General features: G+C 50.3%; 21 protein-coding genes. 10 read left to right on the plus strand and 11 right to left on the minus strand.

What is annotated here, in order from left to right; genetic code table 11:
* Positions 1 to 66: 66 nt before the first annotated feature.
* Positions 67 to 711 carry a hypothetical protein gene (locus tag GKS04_00550; protein ID QMU55687.1) on the plus strand — a complete coding sequence of 215 codons (645 nt, stop codon included), beginning with the start codon at positions 67 to 69 and terminating at the stop codon, positions 709 to 711.
* Between the two features lie 6 nt (positions 712 to 717).
* On the opposite strand, the gene GKS04_00555 is transcribed toward GKS04_00550, so the two are convergent.
* Together GKS04_00555 and rho are read right to left on the minus strand one after the other, a co-directional pair.
* Positions 718 to 1,197 (minus strand): VOC family protein, encoded by a 480-nt coding sequence (locus GKS04_00555; protein QMU55688.1) that lies wholly within the window; start codon positions 1,195 to 1,197, stop codon positions 718 to 720.
* Complete coding sequence (rho, locus tag GKS04_00560; GenBank protein ID QMU55689.1) at positions 1,173 to 2,501, minus strand: transcription termination factor Rho; 1,329 nt, start codon at positions 2,499 to 2,501, stop codon at positions 1,173 to 1,175. The genes GKS04_00555 and rho overlap by 25 nt, the downstream gene beginning before the upstream one ends.
* Positions 2,502 to 2,785: 284 nt before the next feature.
* Between rho and GKS04_00565 the strand changes: the two genes are divergently transcribed.
* The 4 genes from GKS04_00565 (at position 2,786) to ruvB (ending at position 5,718) form a co-directional block, all read left to right on the plus strand.
* Positions 2,786 to 3,538, plus strand: a complete 753-nt coding sequence (locus GKS04_00565) for a YebC/PmpR family DNA-binding transcriptional regulator (protein ID QMU55690.1) — start codon at positions 2,786 to 2,788, stop codon at positions 3,536 to 3,538.
* 1 nt (position 3,539) lies between these two features.
* Positions 3,540 to 4,073, plus strand: a complete 534-nt coding sequence (ruvC, locus tag GKS04_00570) for a crossover junction endodeoxyribonuclease RuvC (GenBank protein ID QMU55691.1) — start codon at positions 3,540 to 3,542, stop codon at positions 4,071 to 4,073.
* Positions 4,040 to 4,669: a Holliday junction branch migration protein RuvA gene (ruvA, locus tag GKS04_00575; protein ID QMU55692.1), complete on the plus strand. Its 630-nt coding sequence runs from the start codon at positions 4,040 to 4,042 to the stop codon at positions 4,667 to 4,669. Before ruvC ends, ruvA begins: the two co-directional genes overlap by 34 nt.
* A gap of 74 nt (positions 4,670 to 4,743) precedes the next feature.
* Positions 4,744 to 5,718: a Holliday junction branch migration DNA helicase RuvB gene (gene ruvB, locus GKS04_00580; protein QMU56660.1), complete on the plus strand. Its 975-nt coding sequence runs from the start codon at positions 4,744 to 4,746 to the stop codon at positions 5,716 to 5,718.
* A 3-nt stretch (positions 5,719 to 5,721) separates the two neighbouring features.
* Here ruvB and GKS04_00585 read toward each other — a convergent pair whose 3' ends face one another.
* Positions 5,722 to 6,165, minus strand: a complete 444-nt coding sequence (locus GKS04_00585; protein QMU55693.1) for a hypothetical protein — start codon at positions 6,163 to 6,165, stop codon at positions 5,722 to 5,724.
* A gap of 84 nt (positions 6,166 to 6,249) precedes the next feature.
* Between GKS04_00585 and GKS04_00590 the strand changes: the two genes are divergently transcribed.
* From GKS04_00590 to GKS04_00600, 3 genes are all read left to right on the plus strand, one after another.
* Positions 6,250 to 6,864: a hypothetical protein gene (locus GKS04_00590; GenBank protein ID QMU55694.1), complete on the plus strand. Its 615-nt coding sequence runs from the start codon at positions 6,250 to 6,252 to the stop codon at positions 6,862 to 6,864.
* A complete protein-coding gene (locus GKS04_00595) occupies positions 6,861 to 8,507 on the plus strand; it encodes an arginine--tRNA ligase (GenBank protein QMU55695.1) in 1,647 nt (548 codons plus the stop codon). Before GKS04_00590 ends, GKS04_00595 begins: the two co-directional genes overlap by 4 nt.
* A 216-nt stretch (positions 8,508 to 8,723) precedes the next feature.
* The gene (locus GKS04_00600) at positions 8,724 to 9,461 is read left to right on the plus strand and encodes a hypothetical protein (protein ID QMU55696.1); all 738 of its coding nucleotides are present in this window, start codon (positions 8,724 to 8,726) and stop codon (positions 9,459 to 9,461) included.
* Here GKS04_00600 and rplS read toward each other — a convergent pair.
* The 6 genes from rplS to GKS04_00630 form a co-directional block, all read right to left on the minus strand.
* Complete coding sequence (gene rplS / locus GKS04_00605) at positions 9,458 to 9,808, minus strand: 50S ribosomal protein L19 (protein QMU55697.1); 351 nt, start codon at positions 9,806 to 9,808, stop codon at positions 9,458 to 9,460. The genes GKS04_00600 and rplS overlap by 4 nt on opposite strands.
* 34 nt (positions 9,809 to 9,842) lie before the next feature.
* On the minus strand, positions 9,843 to 11,141 hold the full coding sequence (trmD, locus tag GKS04_00610) for a tRNA (guanosine(37)-N1)-methyltransferase TrmD (GenBank protein QMU55698.1): 1,299 nt from the start codon (positions 11,139 to 11,141) through the stop codon (positions 9,843 to 9,845).
* Between the two features lie 403 nt (positions 11,142 to 11,544).
* On the minus strand, positions 11,545 to 12,069 hold the full coding sequence (gene rimM, locus GKS04_00615; GenBank protein QMU55699.1) for a 16S rRNA processing protein RimM: 525 nt from the start codon (positions 12,067 to 12,069) through the stop codon (positions 11,545 to 11,547).
* 22 nt (positions 12,070 to 12,091) lie between these two features.
* Positions 12,092 to 12,331: a KH domain-containing protein gene (locus tag GKS04_00620; GenBank protein QMU55700.1), complete on the minus strand. Its 240-nt coding sequence runs from the start codon at positions 12,329 to 12,331 to the stop codon at positions 12,092 to 12,094.
* The gene (gene rpsP, locus GKS04_00625; GenBank protein ID QMU55701.1) at positions 12,319 to 12,561 is read right to left on the minus strand and encodes a 30S ribosomal protein S16; all 243 of its coding nucleotides are present in this window, start codon (positions 12,559 to 12,561) and stop codon (positions 12,319 to 12,321) included. Before rpsP ends, GKS04_00620 begins: the two co-directional genes overlap by 13 nt.
* An 83-nt stretch (positions 12,562 to 12,644) precedes the next feature.
* Positions 12,645 to 13,997, minus strand: a complete 1,353-nt coding sequence (locus GKS04_00630) for a signal recognition particle protein (GenBank protein QMU55702.1) — start codon at positions 13,995 to 13,997, stop codon at positions 12,645 to 12,647.
* Positions 13,998 to 14,056: 59 nt separating this feature from the next.
* On the opposite strand from GKS04_00630, the gene GKS04_00635 reads away from it, so the two are divergent.
* Both GKS04_00635 and polA read left to right on the plus strand, forming a co-directional pair.
* The gene (locus GKS04_00635) at positions 14,057 to 14,641 is read left to right on the plus strand and encodes a methyltransferase domain-containing protein (protein QMU55703.1); all 585 of its coding nucleotides are present in this window, start codon (positions 14,057 to 14,059) and stop codon (positions 14,639 to 14,641) included.
* Between the two features lie 47 nt (positions 14,642 to 14,688).
* The gene (gene polA / locus GKS04_00640; GenBank protein ID QMU55704.1) at positions 14,689 to 17,331 is read left to right on the plus strand and encodes a DNA polymerase I; all 2,643 of its coding nucleotides are present in this window, start codon (positions 14,689 to 14,691) and stop codon (positions 17,329 to 17,331) included.
* On the opposite strand, the gene GKS04_00645 is transcribed toward polA, so the two are convergent.
* Together GKS04_00645 and GKS04_00650 are read right to left on the minus strand one after the other, a co-directional pair.
* Positions 17,323 to 17,634 (minus strand): arsenate reductase ArsC, encoded by a 312-nt coding sequence (locus tag GKS04_00645; protein ID QMU55705.1) that lies wholly within the window; start codon positions 17,632 to 17,634, stop codon positions 17,323 to 17,325. The two genes, polA and GKS04_00645, sit on opposite strands and share 9 nt — an antisense overlap.
* Positions 17,635 to 17,736: 102 nt before the next feature.
* The gene (locus GKS04_00650; protein QMU55706.1) at positions 17,737 to 19,194 is read right to left on the minus strand and encodes a leucyl aminopeptidase; all 1,458 of its coding nucleotides are present in this window, start codon (positions 19,192 to 19,194) and stop codon (positions 17,737 to 17,739) included.
* Between the last annotated feature and the right edge of the window lie 11 nt (positions 19,195 to 19,205).

The raw sequence follows: 19,205 nt of genomic DNA on the forward strand, positions 1-19,205 counted from the left end.
ACCGGCGAGCATGGAGACGATGAGTTTCACGACAATGTCTGGGGCATAACCGATGACAAGCGGTTTTTGTCAAAAATAACCGCCGAACTTGGCGTTCTTCCCCGAAAAAAATCCATTCTCATTCCCGGTTGCGGTTCAAAGGATGAACTTCAAAAACACCTCGCCGGAAACGCACCCCGCATTGAAAAAATTGTTTGTTGCGATTTTGAAAAAATTGTGGAAATTCCCCACGCGAAAAACCGCAATGAAAAAATCTCATACGAAAAAAACTCAACCCACCTCGGATACGAGGGCGAGTTTGACATTGTTCTCGTCATAAATTCCCTGATATCTGAAAGTGATGAGGAAAACCGCGACATCGTCCGCTCATGTTCGGCGGCTCTCGCCCCGGACGGGACTTTTATTGCGATTGTGCCGACAATAGGCGTGGCGGTTGAAATCTCAACACTTGATAAAACCAAAAAAAAGTGGGCGGAATTGATTGATATGGAAAAATTCTCGCTCTACGAGCCGAACCAGAAACTCTGGCAGATTTTCTACCCGCCGATGATGTTGCGGTGGATTTTGAAAGAATCGGGGCTTCGGACTGTGAAAATGGAAATTGTGTTTTTTGACTTGCCTGAAATGCTTGAAAAATCAAAACAGCACTACGGCATTGAGGAAGAGGACGCCGTAATCTACGAACTGCTTGTTGTCGCGGAAAAGATTTAGGGATTTTCAGCCCGTTCCAAATCCTTCGGGAGCTTTTGACAAATCAACCCCGCCCGTGTTTGTGGCGAAAGTCCACCGGTAGCCGTCAGGGTCGGCAAAATCCGCCTTACGGTCTCCCCAGAACATATCGGCCGGCTCGGCAAGAACGGTTGCTTCTGCGACGCGCGCGGCTTCTGTGAAAGTGTCAATATCGGCACAGTAGATATAAAATATGACCGGCGGGGTTGTTTTTGTGGTCGCCGGAGATTTCATTTCGGGCATAAAATCGTTTTCAGGGCTTATCATCACAACAGGTCTGTCTTCAAAAGACATTCCCGCATGAACGGTTTTGCCGCCCGTCTTCAAAATCTCGTCCGCAATGACTTTGAAACCAAACGCCTTTTCGTAAAATTTTATTGATTTGTCTGCGTCAAGCACGGTCAGGCAGGGAACCGCGGTTCCTGTTTCTCTTCCGGGAAGGGTCACTGGTTCATTCCGCTCAAGAATTCTTTGTTGTTCTTTGTGCCGCGCATTTTGTCCAACAGGAACTCCATCGCCTCAACCGTGTTCATCGGGTTCAGAACCTTGCGCAGGAGCCAAACTCTGTTCAACTCTTCCTCGGTCAGAAGCAGTTCCTCTTTTCGCGTGCCGGAACGCTGAAGTTCAAACGCGGGAAAGATGCGCCGGTCGGCGAGTTTTCTGTCAAGATGACATTCCATATTGCCTGTGCCTTTGAACTCTTCAAAAATCACTTCGTCCATTCTGCTGCCCGTGTCTATGAGCGCGGTGGCGATGATGGTCAAACTGCCGCCCTCTTCGGTGTTTCGTGCCGCGCCGAAAAATCTTTTCGGCTTTTGAAGCGCGTTCGCCTCAATTCCGCCCGAAAGAACCCTGCCACTGGCGGGAGTTACGGTGTTGCTCGCTCGCGCCAGACGCGTGAGGCTGTCAAGAAGAACAACCACGTCCTTGCCGTGCTCCACGGAGCGTTTTGCTTTTTCCAGAACCATGTCGGCAACCTGAATGTGCCGTTTGGGCGGCTCGTCAAAGGTTGAACTCACAACCTCACCGACAACCGACCTCTGCATATCGGTAACCTCTTCGGGACGCTCGTCTATAAGTAGAACTATTAACTTCACATCGGGATGGTTATCCGTAATTCCGTTGGCTATTCTCTGCAAAAGAATTGTTTTTCCCGTTCTGGGAGGCGCTACAATCATCGCGCGCTGACCCATCCCGACGGGAACAAAAAGGTTCAAAATCCTTGTGCTGAAATCCTTCGCATCGTATTCAATCTCCAACCGGTTTTCCGGATGAAGCGGAACAAAATTCTCAAAAGGTATTCTTTCATTGCATTTCGCGGGGTCTTCGCCGTTTACGGTTTCAATTTTGAGAAGCGCGAGATTTTTCTCGCCATCTCTGGGAAGCCGCACCCTTCCCCTTACCGTGTCTCCGGTTTTGAGGCTGACTGAGCGAATCTGAGACTTGGATACATAGATGTCATCGGGACCGAAAAGGTAGGAGTTCGCGGGCGACCGCAAAAAGCCGTATCCCTCGGACAGAATTTCAAGCACGCCCTCCGCTTCAATGGAACCGTCCTCACGCGTGCTGTTGGCGCGCATTATGGCGTAAACCATATCCTGACGCGACATAACGGTTGTGTCTTTAATGCCGGAATCCATGGCGAGTGCGGCCAACTCGCTGTTGGCTTTTTTGCGAAGGATTTCCAGAGTCAGTTCTTCACCGCCCGCGCTACTTTTTTTACGCTTGCGTGGACTCGTAGTTTCCTCTACCTGTTCTTCGTTTTTTGACATTCGGTTTTAAAAATCCGCAATGATGAGAGAACTCCGCAACTAAATAATCCTGAAACCACTCTGTAAACGGTAACCACCCCACTGAAGGAGTGAAATGGAAATCGGATCTGGAACTCTCCGAACTGCTGACAGTTTATAGAAAAGGCGTGAGATGTCAAGAAGTAAGTAAAACCCTGAAAATCTTAAAAACGGGGTTGCGATTCCAAAGGCGGGTCAATCCCGTTGTCCCTTGCCAAACCCCCTGCCCTGTCTTACAATAATTTGTCCGTGCGGGGCAACAAATAATGGCGGGACATTCAAAATGGGCGAACATCAAACACCGCAAGGCGGCGGTTGACGCAAAGCGCGGCAAAGTCTTTACAAAAGTGATACGCGAACTCACTGTCGCGACCCGGCAGGGAGGCCCGGACACGGACTCAAATCCGCGTCTGAGAACTGCCATTGCGTTCGCGAAAAGTAACAACATGCCCGGCGACACAATTGAAAGAGCGATAAAACGCGGCACCGGCGGCGTTGAAGGCGCGGACTTTCAGGAAGTCTTTTATGAGGGTTACGGACCCGGCGGAAGCGCGGTTTATGTTCAGGTCCTTACGGACAACAGAAATCGCACCGTTTCCGACATACGGCACATTTTCAGCAAATACGGCGGAAATCTCGGCGAGAACGGATGCGTGGCGTGGATGTTTGAGATGAAGGGCAGGATTGATTTCTCCAAAAAAACTGAAACGGAAAAACTTTTTGACGCCGCCATAGAAGCGGGCGCCGAAGATGTGCTGAGCGAAGACGGTGAAGCGGCGGTTATAACGGCGGTTGAAAAATTTGAGGAAGTGAAAAACGTTCTTGAACAGGCGGGGTTCAGGCACGAAGCCGCGAATGTTACGATGATTCCGCAAAGCAACGTCAAAATTGAGGGCAGAGAGGCAAACAAAATGATTCAACTTGTGGAAAATCTTGAAGACAGCGATGACGTGCAGAATGTTTACGCGAACTTTGACATAGATGAAGAGATTCTTGAAGAATTGAGCAGACAGACTTGAAATGAGGGTCATAGGAATTGACCCGGGTTCAAAAGCCTGCGGATACGGGATTGTGGAGCAGGATGGAACAAAACTTCTTTTCATAGACAGCGGCGAAATACGTCCGAAGCAGTCTCTCCCGATTGAGCGGCGGTTGCACATGATAAGCGAGGAAATCGCCGGAAAAATTGAGAATTTTTCCCCCGCCTGCATGTCAATAGAAAAGGTTTTTGTGGCAAAAAACTCAAAATCCGCCCTTCACCTCGGTCAGGCGCGCGGAGCTGTTCTCGCAACTGCGGCGGCGTGTGATGTTGAGGTTTTTGAATACTCATCCACAACTGTAAAAAAGTCCGTCGCAAGCAACGGGCGAGCCTCAAAAGAAGAAGTTCAGAAAATGGTTTCTCTGCTGACCGGCAGAAAAAGTTTTGAAAGTTCAGATGAGTCCGACGCGATTGCAATAGCCGTGTGCCACATCAACAACGCGAAAGCCGCCGATAAAATTCCGGGGTTTTCAGTGCGCAAATCCTCGCGAAGGAGGCGTTTCACGCTCAGGTGATTTCCCTGCTGAAAGGAAAGGTTGTTAAAAAATCACCTGAATTGACCGTGATTGAGACTGCGGGCGTGGGCTATGGTGTTGTCGTGAGCGCGCGCACACTCGGCGATTTGCCCTCCGGCGGCAACGGCGAAGCAACCCTCATCATACACACCCACCTTTCGGTCAATTCACGGGAGGGCGCGCTTGAACTGTTCGGATTTTCCGAGCCTTACGAGGCGGAGATGTTCAAAAAATTGCTCGGAATATCGGGCATCGGTCCGCGTGCGGCGCTTAAAATCCTTGCATCCATATCCGCAGAAGAAATAGCAGAAGCCGTTGTGAAGGGGAATTTGGATAAAAAGAAAATTCCCGGGCTCGGCACGAAAAGAGCGGCAACCATTATGAACGAACTCAAAGACAAAGTTTCCTCTCCCGCGACCTCTCCAACCGCAAGCGCGGACAGAGAAGCGGTTGAGAACATAGTGTCCGCTCTGAAAAACTACGGATTCAGATCTTCCGAAATTGACGCCGCAATGAAAGAGATTGAAAAAATCGCGAAATCCACGGAGCGTATAGAAGACGCGGTTAAACTCGCGCTCGGCGTTATGAAAAAATAGGGAACCGGAAAATGAGCGAAGAACAGACCGAACGAATTACAAACCCGCAACCCACATCTGGTGACATCACAGGTATGGTGAGCGATGAAAAACTCCGTCCCGAACGCTTGAGAGATTTTCTGGGACAGGAAAAAACCAAAGAAAAAGTGGACATTTTCATCACGGCGGCGAAAAAAAGAAACGCCGCCGCCGACCATGTTCTGTTTTGCGGGCCTCCGGGGCTCGGCAAAACGACCCTTGCCCGCATAGTCGCCGGTGAGTTGGGCGCAAAACTGCATCAGACTTCCGGGCCCGTGCTTGAAAGAACGGGCGACCTCGCCGCGATTTTGACAGGGCTTGAAGAAAAGGATGTTCTGTTCATAGACGAAATACACAGAACAAACAGAGTTGTTGAGGAGTATCTGTATTCGGCGATGGAGGATTTCAGCATAGACCTGCTGGTTGGAGAGGGGCCTTCGGCGCGGTCAATGAAAATCAATCTGGAAAAATTCACCCTTATCGGCGCGACCACGCGCACAGGACTTATAACTTCGCCTCTTTATTCGCGCTTCGGAATGGAATTGCGCCTTGAACACTACGAACAAAGCGAAATTGAGTTGATAGTCAAACGCTCGGCAAAAATAATGGAAGTGGAAATAACAGACGGTGCCGCCTCGCACATCTCACAAAGGTCGCGCGGAACCCCGCGCGTGGCAAACCGCCTTCTGCGCAGAGTCAGAGACTATGTGGAGGTTAAAGCGGACGGAAAAATTGATGAAACCCTCGCGCTTGAATGCCTTGATATGCTTGAAATTGACAACTTCGGACTTGAGGGAATGGACAGGGCAATCCTTGAAACCATTATACTGAGATTCGGCGGAGGACCCGTCGGGATTGAAACCATCGCCGCATCCGTAAGTGAAGACAAAGAAACAATTGAACAGGTCTATGAGCCGTTTTTAATCCGCAAAGGACTTATTGAGAAAACCCCCAAGGGCAGAAAAGCCGCCCTGCTCGCGTATTCACATCTGGGGCTGGAGAATCCGGACAAAAACCGAACCCTGCTCTAATCGCTACTGTTTGAGCGGAATCTCACGTATGAACTCGTCCCAGTGCTTGTGCCCGACGTGCAGGGCGTCCACTTTTTTGCGCGCTCCCCTGTATCCGCCCTCTCCGGGAAAAAGACGCTCATAGACGCCATCACGGATTTTCAACCACTTATCGACGGATTCATAGTTTGAAAAATAGACCACCGTTTTGTAAGTCCAAACAGGGCTCGCGGTGTGAAGACGCTGAGAAAACATTCTGTATCTGCCTTTTATAATTCCCATCTTGCGCATCTCTTCCCAGAACGGAAACAGCCGCATTCTGTAGATTTTCACAAACTCGTCCCCCTTGTCGTGCGGAACAACGTAAAAACTTTCTTCAATAACCGAGCGCGGGCTGTAATCAAACGCGTCCGCCCGAGCGTCTGAGCACAAAAGCAAAACAAGCAGCATCGCGGCAATTTTCTTCATAATAGTTACCTCCGGGATTTTCATAGTCCCAGCCTATAGTGTAGATTGCTCGGCGCGGGGCTTCAAACCCGATTCACTGATAAAATGCTTCTGACACTGGTAAGACACGGCGAGACAGAATGGAACAGGCTGCAAAAGTGTCAGGGCATCAGCGATATTCCGCTTAACGAAACCGGAATTTTTCAGTCAAAAAAACTCGGTAAAAACCTGAAGAGTGAAAAGATTGACGCGATTTTTTCAAGCAAACTCCGCCGAGCCTCCGACACGGCGAAGGAAATCGCGAAACATCACAACATTGAAGTGGACGTGCGCGCGGATTTACACGAGATGGATCAGGGGGATTTTGAAGGCGTTGAGTTCTCGGAGATAAGGGAAAAACACTCGGACAAACTCAAAGAGTGGACGGAAAACCCCGAACAGTTTCGCATTCCGGGCGGGGAAACCTTCACGAAAGTTCAGTCAAGGGCGATGAACGCCATAGCGCTAATTCAGGAAAAATGGGCGGACGGGAACGTTGTGGTCGTGAGCCACAATTTGACGATAGTGGCGATGCTTTGCAAATTCTGCGAGATTCCAATTTCACGCTTTCGGGAGTTCAAAATCAGCGAATCGTCAAAAACAGTTGTCATGTGCGAGGGCGGAAAATACACGGTCCGCAAACTCAATGACACCTCCCATCTTGACGCGGCGGCACCATGAAGGAAGATATAAAAGAGCGGGTTTTGGACGCGACTAAAGCCGTCTGCCCGGATGTGTCTTCGGGCGTGGAGTTTGAGATTGAAACCCCTAAACAAAAGGAGTTCGGTGATTTTTCAACAAACGCCGCGATGGCGCTCGCAAAAATCGCCGGAGAGCCCCCGCGCGACCTTGCGGCAAAGTTGGCGTCATTTCTCGCGGTGAACAATGCAGACATTTTTGAAAAGGTTGAAGTCGCGGGACCGGGATTTGTCAATTTTTTTATAAAGCCCGTAGCGATTGTGTCCAAACTGCCCGGAATACTGAAAGCGGCGGAGCGTTTTGGCACGGGGGAACGGAACGGAAAAAGCGTGCTGATTGAGTTTGTGAGCGCTAACCCGACCGGACCTCTTCATTTCGGGCACGCACGCAACGCGGTTGTGGGAGACGTGCTGGCAAATCTGCTTGAATTCGCGGGCTGGAAGGTCTTCAGAGAGTTTTACATTAATGACGCGGGCAGACAGATGGAGATGCTCGGCGAATCCGTCAGGGCGAATTTGCTGGGGTTATTAGGAAAAGAAGCGGAAATTCCCGAAGACGGCTACAAAGGGGAATACATAGCCGAAATCGCCCGCGAAATCTTTGATGGCTCCGATGCCGGAAAAGTGAAAACGGATGCTGATTTTTGCGCGGAGCGTGCTTATGAAAAACTGCTCGATGCGATAAAAAAGGATCTTCAATTCATAGGTGTGGAGTTTGACAACTGGGTTAGCGAAAAGGAGTTGCTTCACTCAAAAACCGGCGGCAAGAACATGCTTGACGGCGCGATGGAGAAACTGCGCGCGGTGAACGCGGTTAAAGACGAGGACGGGGCGCAGTGGTTCAAAGCAACCGAATACGGCGATTCTCAGGACTGGGTTCTGATAAAAAAAGACGGCTTGCCAACTTATTTTCTTGCGGACATTGCATACCACTCTGAAAAGTTTTCGCGCGGTTGCGACAAACTCATAAACATCTGGGGGGCTGACCACCACAGCCATGTGGCGAGAATAAAATCCGCAATCGGGGCATCGGGGCTGGACAATTCCGCTCTTGAGGTTCTGCTCATCCAGTTTGTTCGTCTTGTGCGTGACGGCAAAGAGGAATCAATGGGCAAACGCACGGGCAGTTACGTTACTTTGCGCGAAGTGTCCGAAAGGGTGGGAGCCGATGTAACGAGGTTTTTTCTTTTAATGAGAGCGGTGGAAAGCCATCTGGATTTTGACCTTGAACTCGCCTGTAAAAACTCAAACGAAAATCCGGTTTATTACGTCCAATACGCCCACGCGCGGATAGAAAGCATCAGACGCAACGCCGCTGAAGCGAAGGTGAGCGCGAACGGTGGGCAAGCTGCCCTGCTTGTTCTTGAGCCGGAAATTGAAATTGCCAAACTGTTGCTGGCTTTTCCCGATGTCGTGCGCGACAGCGCCCGCACCCTTGCGCCGCATAAAATCGCTTTTTATCTTCAAGGTATCGCCGCATCTTTTCACTCCTATTACAACGCCAACAGGGTTATCACGGACGATGAAGAATTGTCTTCCGCCCGACTTTTTCTGTGCGAATGTGTAAGAATAGTTATCAGAAATGGATTGGGTATTCTTGGCGTGTCGGCGCCGGAGAGAATGTAACAATGTTTCGGCTTCTTTTAAGCATTCATACGGCTGACGAAGCGGAGTCTGTAGATGCCGAAGTTGTGAGTGTGAAGAAGGGGGCGGATTGACATGACTGCATTCACCGGTTTCGTGTCCGACGTGATTGCTGTTGCTACGATTGGCGCGCTGTTTTTAGCCTTTTTTAGGATTCCTTGCAGACGTTTCAGGCAAAAGTAAAGACGACAAAAGAGAATGAACGAAGAAATAAACAACGAGATTTTCGACAGAAGCAAGGACAAAAAGGGTCCCGAAGGAACGAAGATTCTGGGGCGCGATGTCAAACTGCTGTGGCTTATGCTCATCAAACCCATTGAGGACTACCTCATCGGGAAAAAATGCCACCCGGACGCGCTGACCTACACCACGCTTATCGTTTCGGCTTTCACGGGACTGCTGTTTTCATTCGGATGGGTTTTTCTCGCGGGCGTTTTTCTGCTCGCCGGCTCAACGGCGGACATATTTGACGGACGGCTTGCGCGCGCGCTGGGCGTGTCATCGGCAAGGGGCGCGTTTCTTGACTCCTCAGTGGACAGGGTGGCGGAACTGTTTATCTACATCGGAATTATGAGCCACCTGCGCGATTCGGTTTTTATCTATGTAATTCTTCTCGTGGTCGGATCATCGGTTTTCGTAAGTTATATGAGGGCGCGCGCCGAAGCGCTTGGAATAGACTGCGCGGTCGGCGTTATGCAGAGAACCGAACGGGTTGTCTATCTGGGAGTCGCGTCTCTTTTGAACTTCTTTGTGGACGCGCTGGCACGGATGGCGGGATTTTACGGCGGGGACTACGGGCTCAAAATTGCGCTTGTCGCCCTGCTTGTGTTCTCCTCATACACGGCGTTTGAACGCTTGCGCCACACACTTAAAGAGATTGAAACTATGGAAGAAAAAACGCCGAAAGACAGCCCGTGGAAAACTCCCAGCTCTTAACCTTTCGACCTTTCCTTTATTCTGCTCGCTTTCTTGGAAAGTCCGCGCATATAGTAGAGTTTGGCTCTTCTGACCTTGCCCGGACGTTTGACTTCAACTTTGTTTATAAGGGGCGAATTGACAGGAAAAATCCTCTCAACCCCAACTCCGTAGGAAACCTTTCTGACCGTGAATGTGCGCCGTACGCCGCTGCCTTTGAGGCTGATGACCCTCCCCTCAAAAACCTGATTCCTTCTTTTGTCGCCCTCAAGAATGTTGTAATGAACGGCGATAAGGTCCCCGGAACGGAACGCGGGGACATCGTCCCTGATTGAATCTTTTTCAAACTGACTGGTTACTTCGCTCATTTGCGCGCTATCCTACCATTGTTTTTTTCAACTATCAAAACTCGCACGAGAAAAGCCTGTCCATTATCGCCGCCGCCGCGCACCGCACCGAAAGATGGTTGTAATTACCGTAGCTTCTGACGGGCTTGAGCGTGTGGTCCGCAGAGTCAAGAACTTCGCGCGCAATTCCCCATCCGGTTCCCAGAAGAAGAAGCCACGGGCGGTCTGCCTCCATAATCTTTTCCCTCATTTCCCCGTATCCGGTCATTTTTTCCACAATTCTCGCGTCTGTCGCAATAATTTCCGGTTTCTTCCCTTCCAGTTTTTCTATCTCCGCCGTAACATCCTCAAGCGAGTTTTTTATCTCCACAAGTCTCATCGCTTCGGAACGGGTTTCGTTGAAGCCCGCTCCGGCTCCAACCGTCCAGTGTTTAATGACCCTCTGCGCGAGCTCTCGTTGCCCTTTAACGGGACTGACCGGAAAAAACTTCCTCACTCCGTAGGTCCTGCACGCCCGCGCTATATCGTGGATATCAAGATTGGTAAAGGCGGAAGAAACTTTTTCAAGCCGGCTGTTGTAAACGGGATAATGAAGCAACGCGACATACGCCCTGTAATCGGGCGCGGCGGTTTCCCGCCACTCGCAAAGCGCGGCGGTTTCGTCTTTCGTGAGCGCCGCCCGGTCAAGAATGTCGGGGCGTTTTTTCAGGGTGTTCTTTATTCTCGCCTCCCTTCTCCACCGCGCTATCTCTCCATGATTGCCTGAAAGTAGCGCTTCGGGCACCGAAACGCCTTCGTATGTTTCCGGACGCGTGTATTGCGGATGACTCAAAAGACTGTCCGAAAGAGACTCATCTTCGGTGGACGCGCTGTTTCCCACAACGCCGGGAACAAGACGCGATACCGAGTCCGTTATGACCGCGGCGGCGTATTCCCCGCCCGAAACTATGTAGTCACCGATTGAAACCTCCATGTCTATATGCATGTCGCACACCCGCTCGTCAACGCCTTCGTATCTTCCGCAGACAATCACAATTTTCTCGTAATCCCGTAACTCGCGCACGAGTTTGCCGTCAAGGGGACGCCCCTGGGCAGAGGTGAGCAGAACAACGGTTTTTTCGTCACCCTCCTTCGCCGCCCCAATCGCTTTTCCAAGCGGTTTGGGAAGAAAAAGCATTCCCTCTCCGCCACCGTAAGGCTTGTCGTCCACAACTTTGTGTTTGCCTTCGGCAAAATTTCTGAGGTCGCGGATTTTGATATCCACAAGCCCCTTTTCACGCGCTTTGGACAAAATCCCGCACGAAAAAACCGAATCAAAAAACTCCGGAAAAATTGTGATGATTTCGTATTTCATAAGAGGAAATGAGTTTACTACAAGGAACTGTTTAGCCGAAATGTTGGCGAACTTGCTTCTCTATTTTCTTATAGTCGCTTTCAAAGGTTGAGGGGATCATCCTTTGAAGTTTTTCCCTGCCAGAAGAAGCCCTGTTTTTAACATCATTCAGAATTTTCGTCCTGTCTGAACTCGCTAGAAAACTCTTCCAAAGAAACGCAAAAATTCGTTAACAATCTTCGGTTTGTGTTTTTCATCAAACCTATACTTCGGTATAAAATCGCCATTCATGATTTCCTTAACCGGGAATTTTTCCGGCAAGTAAAACCACTGTTGAAAATTCTCCTTTTCTTTAATCCGTTCAAGTCCCGCTTTATAGTTTGCCTCGCGTCTTAACCAGAAGCCAACGGTTGAGCCGAGAACCCTAGCAAGCATCCTTCTCTTTAAGCGCTTCGGTATTCTGAACCGCCACCGTCCCTTTTTCAATGTCAACGCCCGCGATAAATTTTTCCACCATCGGAACAAGAATTTCTCCACCGTCCGGCAGGGAAATCACAAGCACGGACTGCATTCCGCTTTGCACAAGAGATAAAACACGGCCGATTTTTTCGCCGTCTTCGCCCACGGCTTCAAGACCTATGAGTTGAAAATTGTAGTATTCTCCCTCACCGGTTCCGGGCAGGTCTGATAAGGCAACCATCACCGTTGAACCCGCAAACTTTTGCGCGTCATCGCGGGTGTTCACACCGGAAAGTTTCAAGACCACGTCTTTTTCGCGCACAATTTTTCCGGTTATCTCAAAACTGTGTGGCTCGGAAGAGTCAGAGGATTTTATAAAAACGCGCCGGAGTTTTTTCAGCGAAGAGGTTTCGCCGCTGAACGGAATCACCTCCAAGCCGCCCTCAAGCCCGTGGCTTTTAGCAATTTTCCCGTAATCAATGAGCCTCATCGCATTTGCGGGAGGAGAAAAATTAATCAACTATGTCCAACGAGAACCAGATTCCCCGCTTTGCGGCGGCGGCGGAAAGCAAACCTCTAAGCGCTTTGGCAGTCTTGCCCTGTCTGCCGATGACCTTTCCCATGTCGGGTTGCGCAACCTTGAGGCGCAGAACGGTTTTTTCTTCATTCACAACCTCTTCTATTTCAATCTTGTCGGGATCGTCAACGATTGAAGAAACGAGGAACTCCAACAGGTCCTTCAAGCTTCCCATTTTTCAAGCCCAATCAGTTTCTTGACCGTGTTTGACGGCTTGGCGCCCTTTGAAAGCCATTCTTTGATTTTTGCCTCGTCGAATTTCAGTTCGTGCGGACGCTTGACCGGATCGTAGTAACCCAGAACTTCAAGAAATTTACCGTCCCGCGCACGCCGTTTTTCGGCGGCGACAATCCTGTAAAACGGCTTCTTCTTTGCGCCCAGTCTTGTGAGTCTTATTCTTACCAAAACACCTCTCCTCCCAGTCCGGCGAGCTTGCCCGCACGGCTACAAATCAAGTCTATATGACTCCGTCCGCAGTTCCAACCTCTCTAAGCAAGTCCGCGCGGAAGACCGGCGAGTTTTCCCATTTTGCCCTTGCCACCCTTTTTCATCATCGACTGCATCTTGATAAAATTTTTAATCGCCCGGTTCACTTCGGCGACCGTTGTTCCGCTTCCCGTTGCTATGCGTTTTCTTCTGCTTCCGTTGAGAATTCTGTGATTGCGCCTTTCTTTAGGCGTCATTGAGTCCACAATGGCGACCGTTGTTTTCATCGCCACGCGCGCCTTGTCCGTGGCTTCGGGATTTTTCAATAGCGAGCCCGAGCCCGGAATCATCGCCCCGATGCTTTCAAGCGGGCCCATTTTGCCGACCGCAAGCATCGCCTGCTTGAAGTCTTCAAGCGTGAAACGGTTTTTCATCAAGTTGCGGGTCATCTTCTCGGCTTCGGAATCCGTTACGGCAGTTTGCGCCTTTTCAATAAGGGTTAGCACGTCTCCCATGCCGAGAATGCGAGACGTTATCCTTTCGGGATGAAAAATCTCAATGTCCGAGGGTTTTTCGCCGGTTCCTAAAAACTTGACCGGCTTGCCGGTTACGGCGCGCATTGAAAGAGCCGCGCCGCCGCGCGCGTCTCCGTCCATTTTTGTAAGAACGACCCCGCTTATGTCAAGCGCGTCATTAAAGCCCTCCGCCGCTTTCACGGCGTCCTGTCCGGTCATCGCGTCCGCAACAAGCAAAATCTCTCCGGGGGCGGACGTGGTTTTTATCCGTTTCAACTCCTCCATGAGTTCTTCATCAATGTGAAGGCGTCCGGCGGTGTCAAAAATCACCGTGTCAAAACCTCCCTTGCGGGCGAAATCCACGGAGCCGGAGCAAATTTCCTCCGGACGCGCCCCTGCGGGCGGCTCATAAAAACCTGTGCCCGTCTGCGAAGCAAGTGTTTTTAACTGCTCGGCGGCGGCGGGTCTGTAAACATCAGCGGGAACAAGAAGGATTTTTTCTGTTTTCCCCGCGAGATTTTCTCCTGCGAACCAAACCGCGAGTTTCGCGCAAAAAGTGGTTTTTCCCGCGCCCTGAAGCCCCACCGCCATTATTGTAAAAGGCGGAGAACCCCTGCGAACAAGCCCCTCGTTTTGTCCGCCGAGAAAAGCGGTCAGTTCATCCTTGACCGCTTTTATGAAATGCTGTCCGGCCGTTATGTTCTTTTCCCGCTCCGCGCCGACGGTTTTCTGTTTTACAGACTCAATAAAATCCTTTGCGACCCGGAAATTCACATCGGCTTCAAGAAGGCTCATGCGCACTTCCCGAAGCGCGGAATCTATGTTTTCCTCCGTCAGGCGCGGCGTGCCTTTGACCTTGCCGAGTATGCCCGCGAATTTTTCGGAAATTCCCTCAAACATTTCCATGATTCTAACAGAAGAGAATTGGACAATGCAGACTTTGGGCTTAAAATAAGAAAATGTCCGAAACAGTGCTCTATCTGAAAAACGCTCTTTTCCATCCTCTCAAAACCGGAGCGGTGCTACCGTCTTCGGAGCGGCTGTCCAACAGAATTGTGGATGAGGCGCATGTTAGTAGCGCGGATGTAATCGTTGAGTTCGGGCCCGGAACGGGAGCGCTCACGCAAACAATTATTGAAAAAATGAGCCCCGAAGCCACGCTTGTGGCGATGGAAATCAATTCCGATTTCGCCAAGCGAATAAGAAAAAGGTTTCCGACCGCACGGGTGTTCAACGCCTGCGCGGGAGACACTTTGAAGTGCCTCAAAAGTGTTGGAATTACAGAGTGCGACAGCATAGTTTCCGGTCTGCCGTGGTCTGTTTTCTCTGACGCTTTGCAAAAAAAATTGCTCGGTTCGGTTTATGAAGTGCTCAACCCCGGAGGAATTTTCACCTCTTTTGCCTACACGCCCATGCACATGCTTCCGGGCGGAAGAAAATTCAAAAAAAACCTTGAAGCGGTTTTCGGCAAAATTAAAAAAACCGAAACTGAATGGCGCAATGTGCCGCCCGCGTTTATTTACCGCGCCGTCAAAAAAGACTGAAAACTCCCCTTTGACACCCCGCGCACAAAATCCTACAATTTCAGAGTATGCCCCCTCTCTATCTTATAGACGGCAGTTCCTACGTTTTCAGAGCCTACTACGCAGTTGACCGTAGTTTCTCAACCTCTTCGGGTTTTCCTACAAACGCAGTTTTCGGTTTTTCCAACATTCTGCGCAAGTTTATTAAAGACTTTGAGCCGCAGTTTATGGGGGTGGTTTTTGACTCAAAGGGAGAAACTTTCAGAAAGAAAATCTATTCCGAATACAAAGCCAACAGGGACGCGCCGCCGGAGGATTTGAGCCCGCAGATTGAAAAAATCATGGAACTCACCGAAGCGATGGGCGCACGCATGGTTCAAAAGGAGGGCTTTGAGGCGGATGACCTTATGGCCACAATCGCGGTGGCGGCGGAAAAACGGGGCGAGGAAGTGGTTCTGGTTACCGGAGACAAGGATTTCTGCCAGTTGGTTTCTGAAAAAATCACGATTTACGACCCGATGAAGGAGTCTAAAACCGGTGTTGCAGGCGTGGAGGAAAAATACGGTCTGCCTCCCGGAAAATTCGTTGATTTTCTCGCCCTTGTGGGCGACTCTTCGGACAACATCCCCGGAGTTGAGGGCGTGGGTCCAAAGGGCGCGGAAAAACTGCTCGCCGAATACGGTTCATTGGAAAACCTTTATGAAAACACCTCCGCGCTTAAGGGAAAGCAGAAAGAGAGAATTGAGCGCGACAAGGAAAAGGCGTTCCTGAGCCAAAAACTCGCGACCCTGAAAATTGATGTGGAAACGGAAATAAAACGTGAGAAATTCGCGTATAACGGCGCAAACACTGAAAGGTTGAATCTTCTCTACAAGGAACTTGAATTCGGTGGAAACGCGACCGAAGAGAAAAACGCCAACACCGCGCAATACGAACTTTTAACGGAAAGTGAAAAAATTGACTCGCTGTTTGCCGAAATCAAAAAAACCGGCGTTGTGTCTATCGATCTTGAAACCACTTCAAAAAATCCGACCGAAGCGGAAATTGTCGGCATCGCGCTGTCAACCACTCAGGGCTCGCACGGTTATATTCCGGTCGCCCATTCGTCGGGAAACGCCGATGCCGATACGGTTTTTGAAAAAATAAAACAAATCGCCGAAAATCCGGAAATTAAAAAAATAGGACAAAACCTGAAATACGAACACATCGTTCTGGCGGGGCGCGGAATTGAGTTGAAAGGCATTTTCTTTGACACAATGACCGCCGCGCATTTTCTGGACTCGTCGGGCTTGAGTTACGGGCTCGGCGAACTCGCGCGCAAACATCTGGGGCGTAAAATGACCACTTATGCTGAGGTTACTACCGAAGAAAAAAAACGCATTCCATTTGCCGATGTGCCTCTTGAAAAAGCCAAAGACTACGCCTGCGGAGATTCGGACGCGGCGATGGAGATTTACAAAAAACTGAGCGCGGAGATTTCCGGCGCGGGCGTTGAGGAAAATTATCGCGAATGGGTTCTGGAAATGACACGGGTTTTGTCCGCAATGGAGCGAAAAGGCATTTGTGTTGACACGAAGATGCTTGGGGAAATTTCAGTTGATTTCGGTGAAAAAATAAACGCCATATCATCGCAAATATATTCCGCGGCGGGTTTTGAACTGAACATAAATTCCACCGCGCAACTCAAAGACCTGCTTTTCGGAAAACTGGGGCTTGAGCCGGTCAAACGCACCGCGAAGGGTGAGCCGTCAACCGATTCCGAAGTGCTGAAAACCCTTGCGCCTCTCCACCCGATTCCGAAAATGATTCTTGAATACAGGGAAATTTCCAAACTCAAGTCCACCTACGTTGACGCTCTTCCGAAACTGGTCAATCCCGCGACCGGAAAAATTCACACCTCATACGGGCCCACCGGAACCTCAACGGGGCGGCTCAGTTCGAGCAATCCGAACCTTCAAAACATTCCGATAAAAAGCGAGGACGGAAGAAAAATACGGCACGCCTTTGTGCCGGCGGACGGATTTATTTTTCTGTCCGCGGACTATTCTCAGATAGAACTGCGCCTCCTCGCCCATTTTTCGGGAGACGAAAAACTGCTTGCGGCTTTTGAAAACGGCGAAGATATTCACTCCTCAACCGCGTCCGAAATACTCGGAGTGCGTGAAGCAGAGGTAACATCCGATATGAGGCGTCTGGCGAAAAATATAAATTTTGGAATTATTTACGGCATCAGCCCGTTCGGGCTGTCAAAGCAATTGGGCTCAAGCATGAAGCAGGCGCGCGATTACATGGAGACATATTTCAGCCGCTATCCCAAGGTCAGAACATATATGCACGAATACGCGGACAAAGCCAAAAACGCAGGATTTGCCGAAACAATTATCGGGCGCAGGCGTTTTATTCCCGAACTCGCGTCAAAAAACAAACTGAAAATCAAAAACGGCGAAAGAGCCGCCATCAACACGCCCATTCAGGGCTCGGCGGCGGACATAATAAATGTCGCGATGATAAAAATTCACGGAAATCTTGAAGAAATGAAGTCGTCTATGATTCTTCAAGTGCATGACGAGTTGATTTTTGAGACCGCTCTTGATGAAAGGGAAAAAGTCGCGGAGATAGCCCGCAATGAAATGGAAAACACCTCGTTTGATTTAAAAACGCGAATGAAGGTTGAAATAACCGAAGGAAAAAACTGGGGCGAACTAGCGTGAGAACAAAATCTCTTCAATCGCGGTTTTGACCTTTTCCCTTATAAAGTCCCTGACTTCCCGCGCCCGCTCTTTATCCATCGCTTTGGGGTCGGGAATTTGCCAGTCTTCGGTTCTTTTTGAGCGCACATGCGGACACGAATCCCCGCAACCCATCGTTACCACAAGGTCGTATTCAACATCGGAAATTTCATAAATGGACTTGGGACGGGCGTCTTTCATAGAAATTCCCAACTCCTCCATCGCGGCAACCGTGCCCGAGCCTACAGAGTCCGCCGGTTTTGAACCCGCGCTGAAACTTTTTATTTTTCCGCCGCAGAAATCATTCGCAAATCATTCCGCCATCCGGTTGCGGTTGGCATTTTCAACAACAAAAAAGAACAAACACTTCTCAACCTCTCCCTTTCCTTATTTTCGCAGGATGTAGTCAACCAGCAGCCTGACGCCAAAACCGGTCGCCCCTTTGGGATACCAGTCATTGCCCCTTTCCAGATAGGCGGGCCCAGCGATGTCCAAATGCGCCCACGGAACGCCGGAGACAAAATGCTCAAGGAAAAGAGCGGCGGTTATGGCTCCACCCCAGCGGTTTCCGGTGTTCTTTATGTCGGCAAAGTCGCTTTCTATGTCTTTACGCATATCGTCCGCAAGCGGAAGTTCCCATACCTTTTCGCCCGCCGACAGCGAAGAGCGTTTCATGTCTCGCGCGATTTTTTCGCTGTTACTCATAAGCCCCGCCGTGTGAACTCCGAGAGCCACAACGCACGCGCCCGTGAGAGTGGCGAGGTCTATAATCTCTTTTGAGCCTATCTCCACCGCGTAACTGAGCGCGTCCGCAAGAACAACACGCCCTTCGGCGTCCGTATTTACAATCTCTATGGTCTTGCCGTTCATCGCGGTTACGATGTCGTCAGGTTTGTAGGCGGACGGTCCGGTCATGTTTTCCGCCGCCGCCACTATTCCGTGAACGGTAACGCCGGGCTTCGCCACGGCGATTGCCTTCATCGCTCCCACCACGGCGGCCGCGCCGGACATATCCATCTTCATTGTTTTCATTGCCTCGGCGGGTTTGAGACTCAAACCGCCGGAATCAAATGTTATACCCTTGCCGACAATTGAGACGGAACGTGACCGGGCGGCTTTGGGAGAGTAGGTCATATGGATAAGACGCGGAGGGTTTGAACTGCCCGCACTGACCGCGAGCATTCCGCCCATTCCCCTCTCTTTCATCTCGTCCGGCATAATGACGGAACAGCTAAGCCCCTCTTCCAAACATATGCTTTGAGCGTAATCCGCGAGAACCGAAGGCGTGAGATGCGCAGGCGGCTCATTAACCATATCCCTGCAAAGACGCACCGCGCTTGCGACACTCTGCGATGCTCGCGCGGCTTTTTCGAAAGAGGTTTCGGACAATGTGGAATAAACCGCAACAGAGGAAACCGCACCCTCTTTTTTTGAACCGCTTTTGTATTTTGAGAAAACATAGGGACCGCAAAGAGCACCTTCCATAAGCGCACGCAACGCGTCCGCGCCGGATGCGGGAAAATCCATAACGATTTTTTTCACATGAGAGCCCGCGTTCTTCGCGGCCACCGAAGCGGCTTTGAAAAAATCAGATGGCGCGGAGAAAGATTTTTTATCTCCAAGCCCGACGATCATAATTTCAGAAGCGGGTAGTTTCCCCATTGTGTCCACCGTAAAAAAACTGCCGAGACGCAAGCCGCTCGCTCGCTTGCTTGCCCGTGAAATCGCACCGCCCAGTTTTTTGTCAATCGCGGAAAACCGCCGTTTTTCCCCTTCGTACGCTCCTATGGCGAGCAAATCCGCCTTTGTGCGATGAGGGTTGTTTACGCGAATAAAATCTGTCATTGAAAACTCCC

The sequence above is a fragment of the Candidatus Mycalebacterium zealandia genome (assembly GCA_014075295.1).
In the GTDB taxonomy this organism is placed as follows: Bacteria; Desulfobacterota_D; UBA1144; order Nemesobacterales; family Mycalebacteriaceae; genus Mycalebacterium; species Mycalebacterium zealandia.

Coding starts and splice junctions, on each gene's coding strand:
- rho (QMU55689.1), bottom strand. CDS start 2,501: ATGTCAAAAAACGAAGAACAGGTAGAGGAAACTACGAGTCCACGCAAG.
- GKS04_00565 (QMU55690.1), top strand. CDS start 2,786: ATGGCGGGACATTCAAAATGGGCGAACATCAAACACCGCAAGGCGGCG.
- ruvC (QMU55691.1), top strand. CDS start 3,540: ATGAGGGTCATAGGAATTGACCCGGGTTCAAAAGCCTGCGGATACGGG.
- ruvB (QMU56660.1), top strand. CDS start 4,744: ATGGTGAGCGATGAAAAACTCCGTCCCGAACGCTTGAGAGATTTTCTG.
- GKS04_00585 (QMU55693.1), bottom strand. CDS start 6,165: ATGAAGAAAATTGCCGCGATGCTGCTTGTTTTGCTTTTGTGCTCAGAC.
- GKS04_00590 (QMU55694.1), top strand. CDS start 6,250: ATGCTTCTGACACTGGTAAGACACGGCGAGACAGAATGGAACAGGCTG.
- GKS04_00595 (QMU55695.1), top strand. CDS start 6,861: ATGAAGGAAGATATAAAAGAGCGGGTTTTGGACGCGACTAAAGCCGTC.
- GKS04_00600 (QMU55696.1), top strand. CDS start 8,724: ATGAACGAAGAAATAAACAACGAGATTTTCGACAGAAGCAAGGACAAA.
- rplS (QMU55697.1), bottom strand. CDS start 9,808: ATGAGCGAAGTAACCAGTCAGTTTGAAAAAGATTCAATCAGGGACGAT.
- trmD (QMU55698.1), bottom strand. CDS start 11,141: ATGAAATACGAAATCATCACAATTTTTCCGGAGTTTTTTGATTCGGTT.
- rimM (QMU55699.1), bottom strand. CDS start 12,069: ATGAGGCTCATTGATTACGGGAAAATTGCTAAAAGCCACGGGCTTGAG.
- GKS04_00620 (QMU55700.1), bottom strand. CDS start 12,331: ATGGGAAGCTTGAAGGACCTGTTGGAGTTCCTCGTTTCTTCAATCGTT.
- GKS04_00630 (QMU55702.1), bottom strand. CDS start 13,997: ATGTTTGAGGGAATTTCCGAAAAATTCGCGGGCATACTCGGCAAGGTC.
- GKS04_00635 (QMU55703.1), top strand. CDS start 14,057: ATGTCCGAAACAGTGCTCTATCTGAAAAACGCTCTTTTCCATCCTCTC.
- polA (QMU55704.1), top strand. CDS start 14,689: ATGCCCCCTCTCTATCTTATAGACGGCAGTTCCTACGTTTTCAGAGCC.
- GKS04_00650 (QMU55706.1), bottom strand. CDS start 19,194: ATGACAGATTTTATTCGCGTAAACAACCCTCATCGCACAAAGGCGGAT.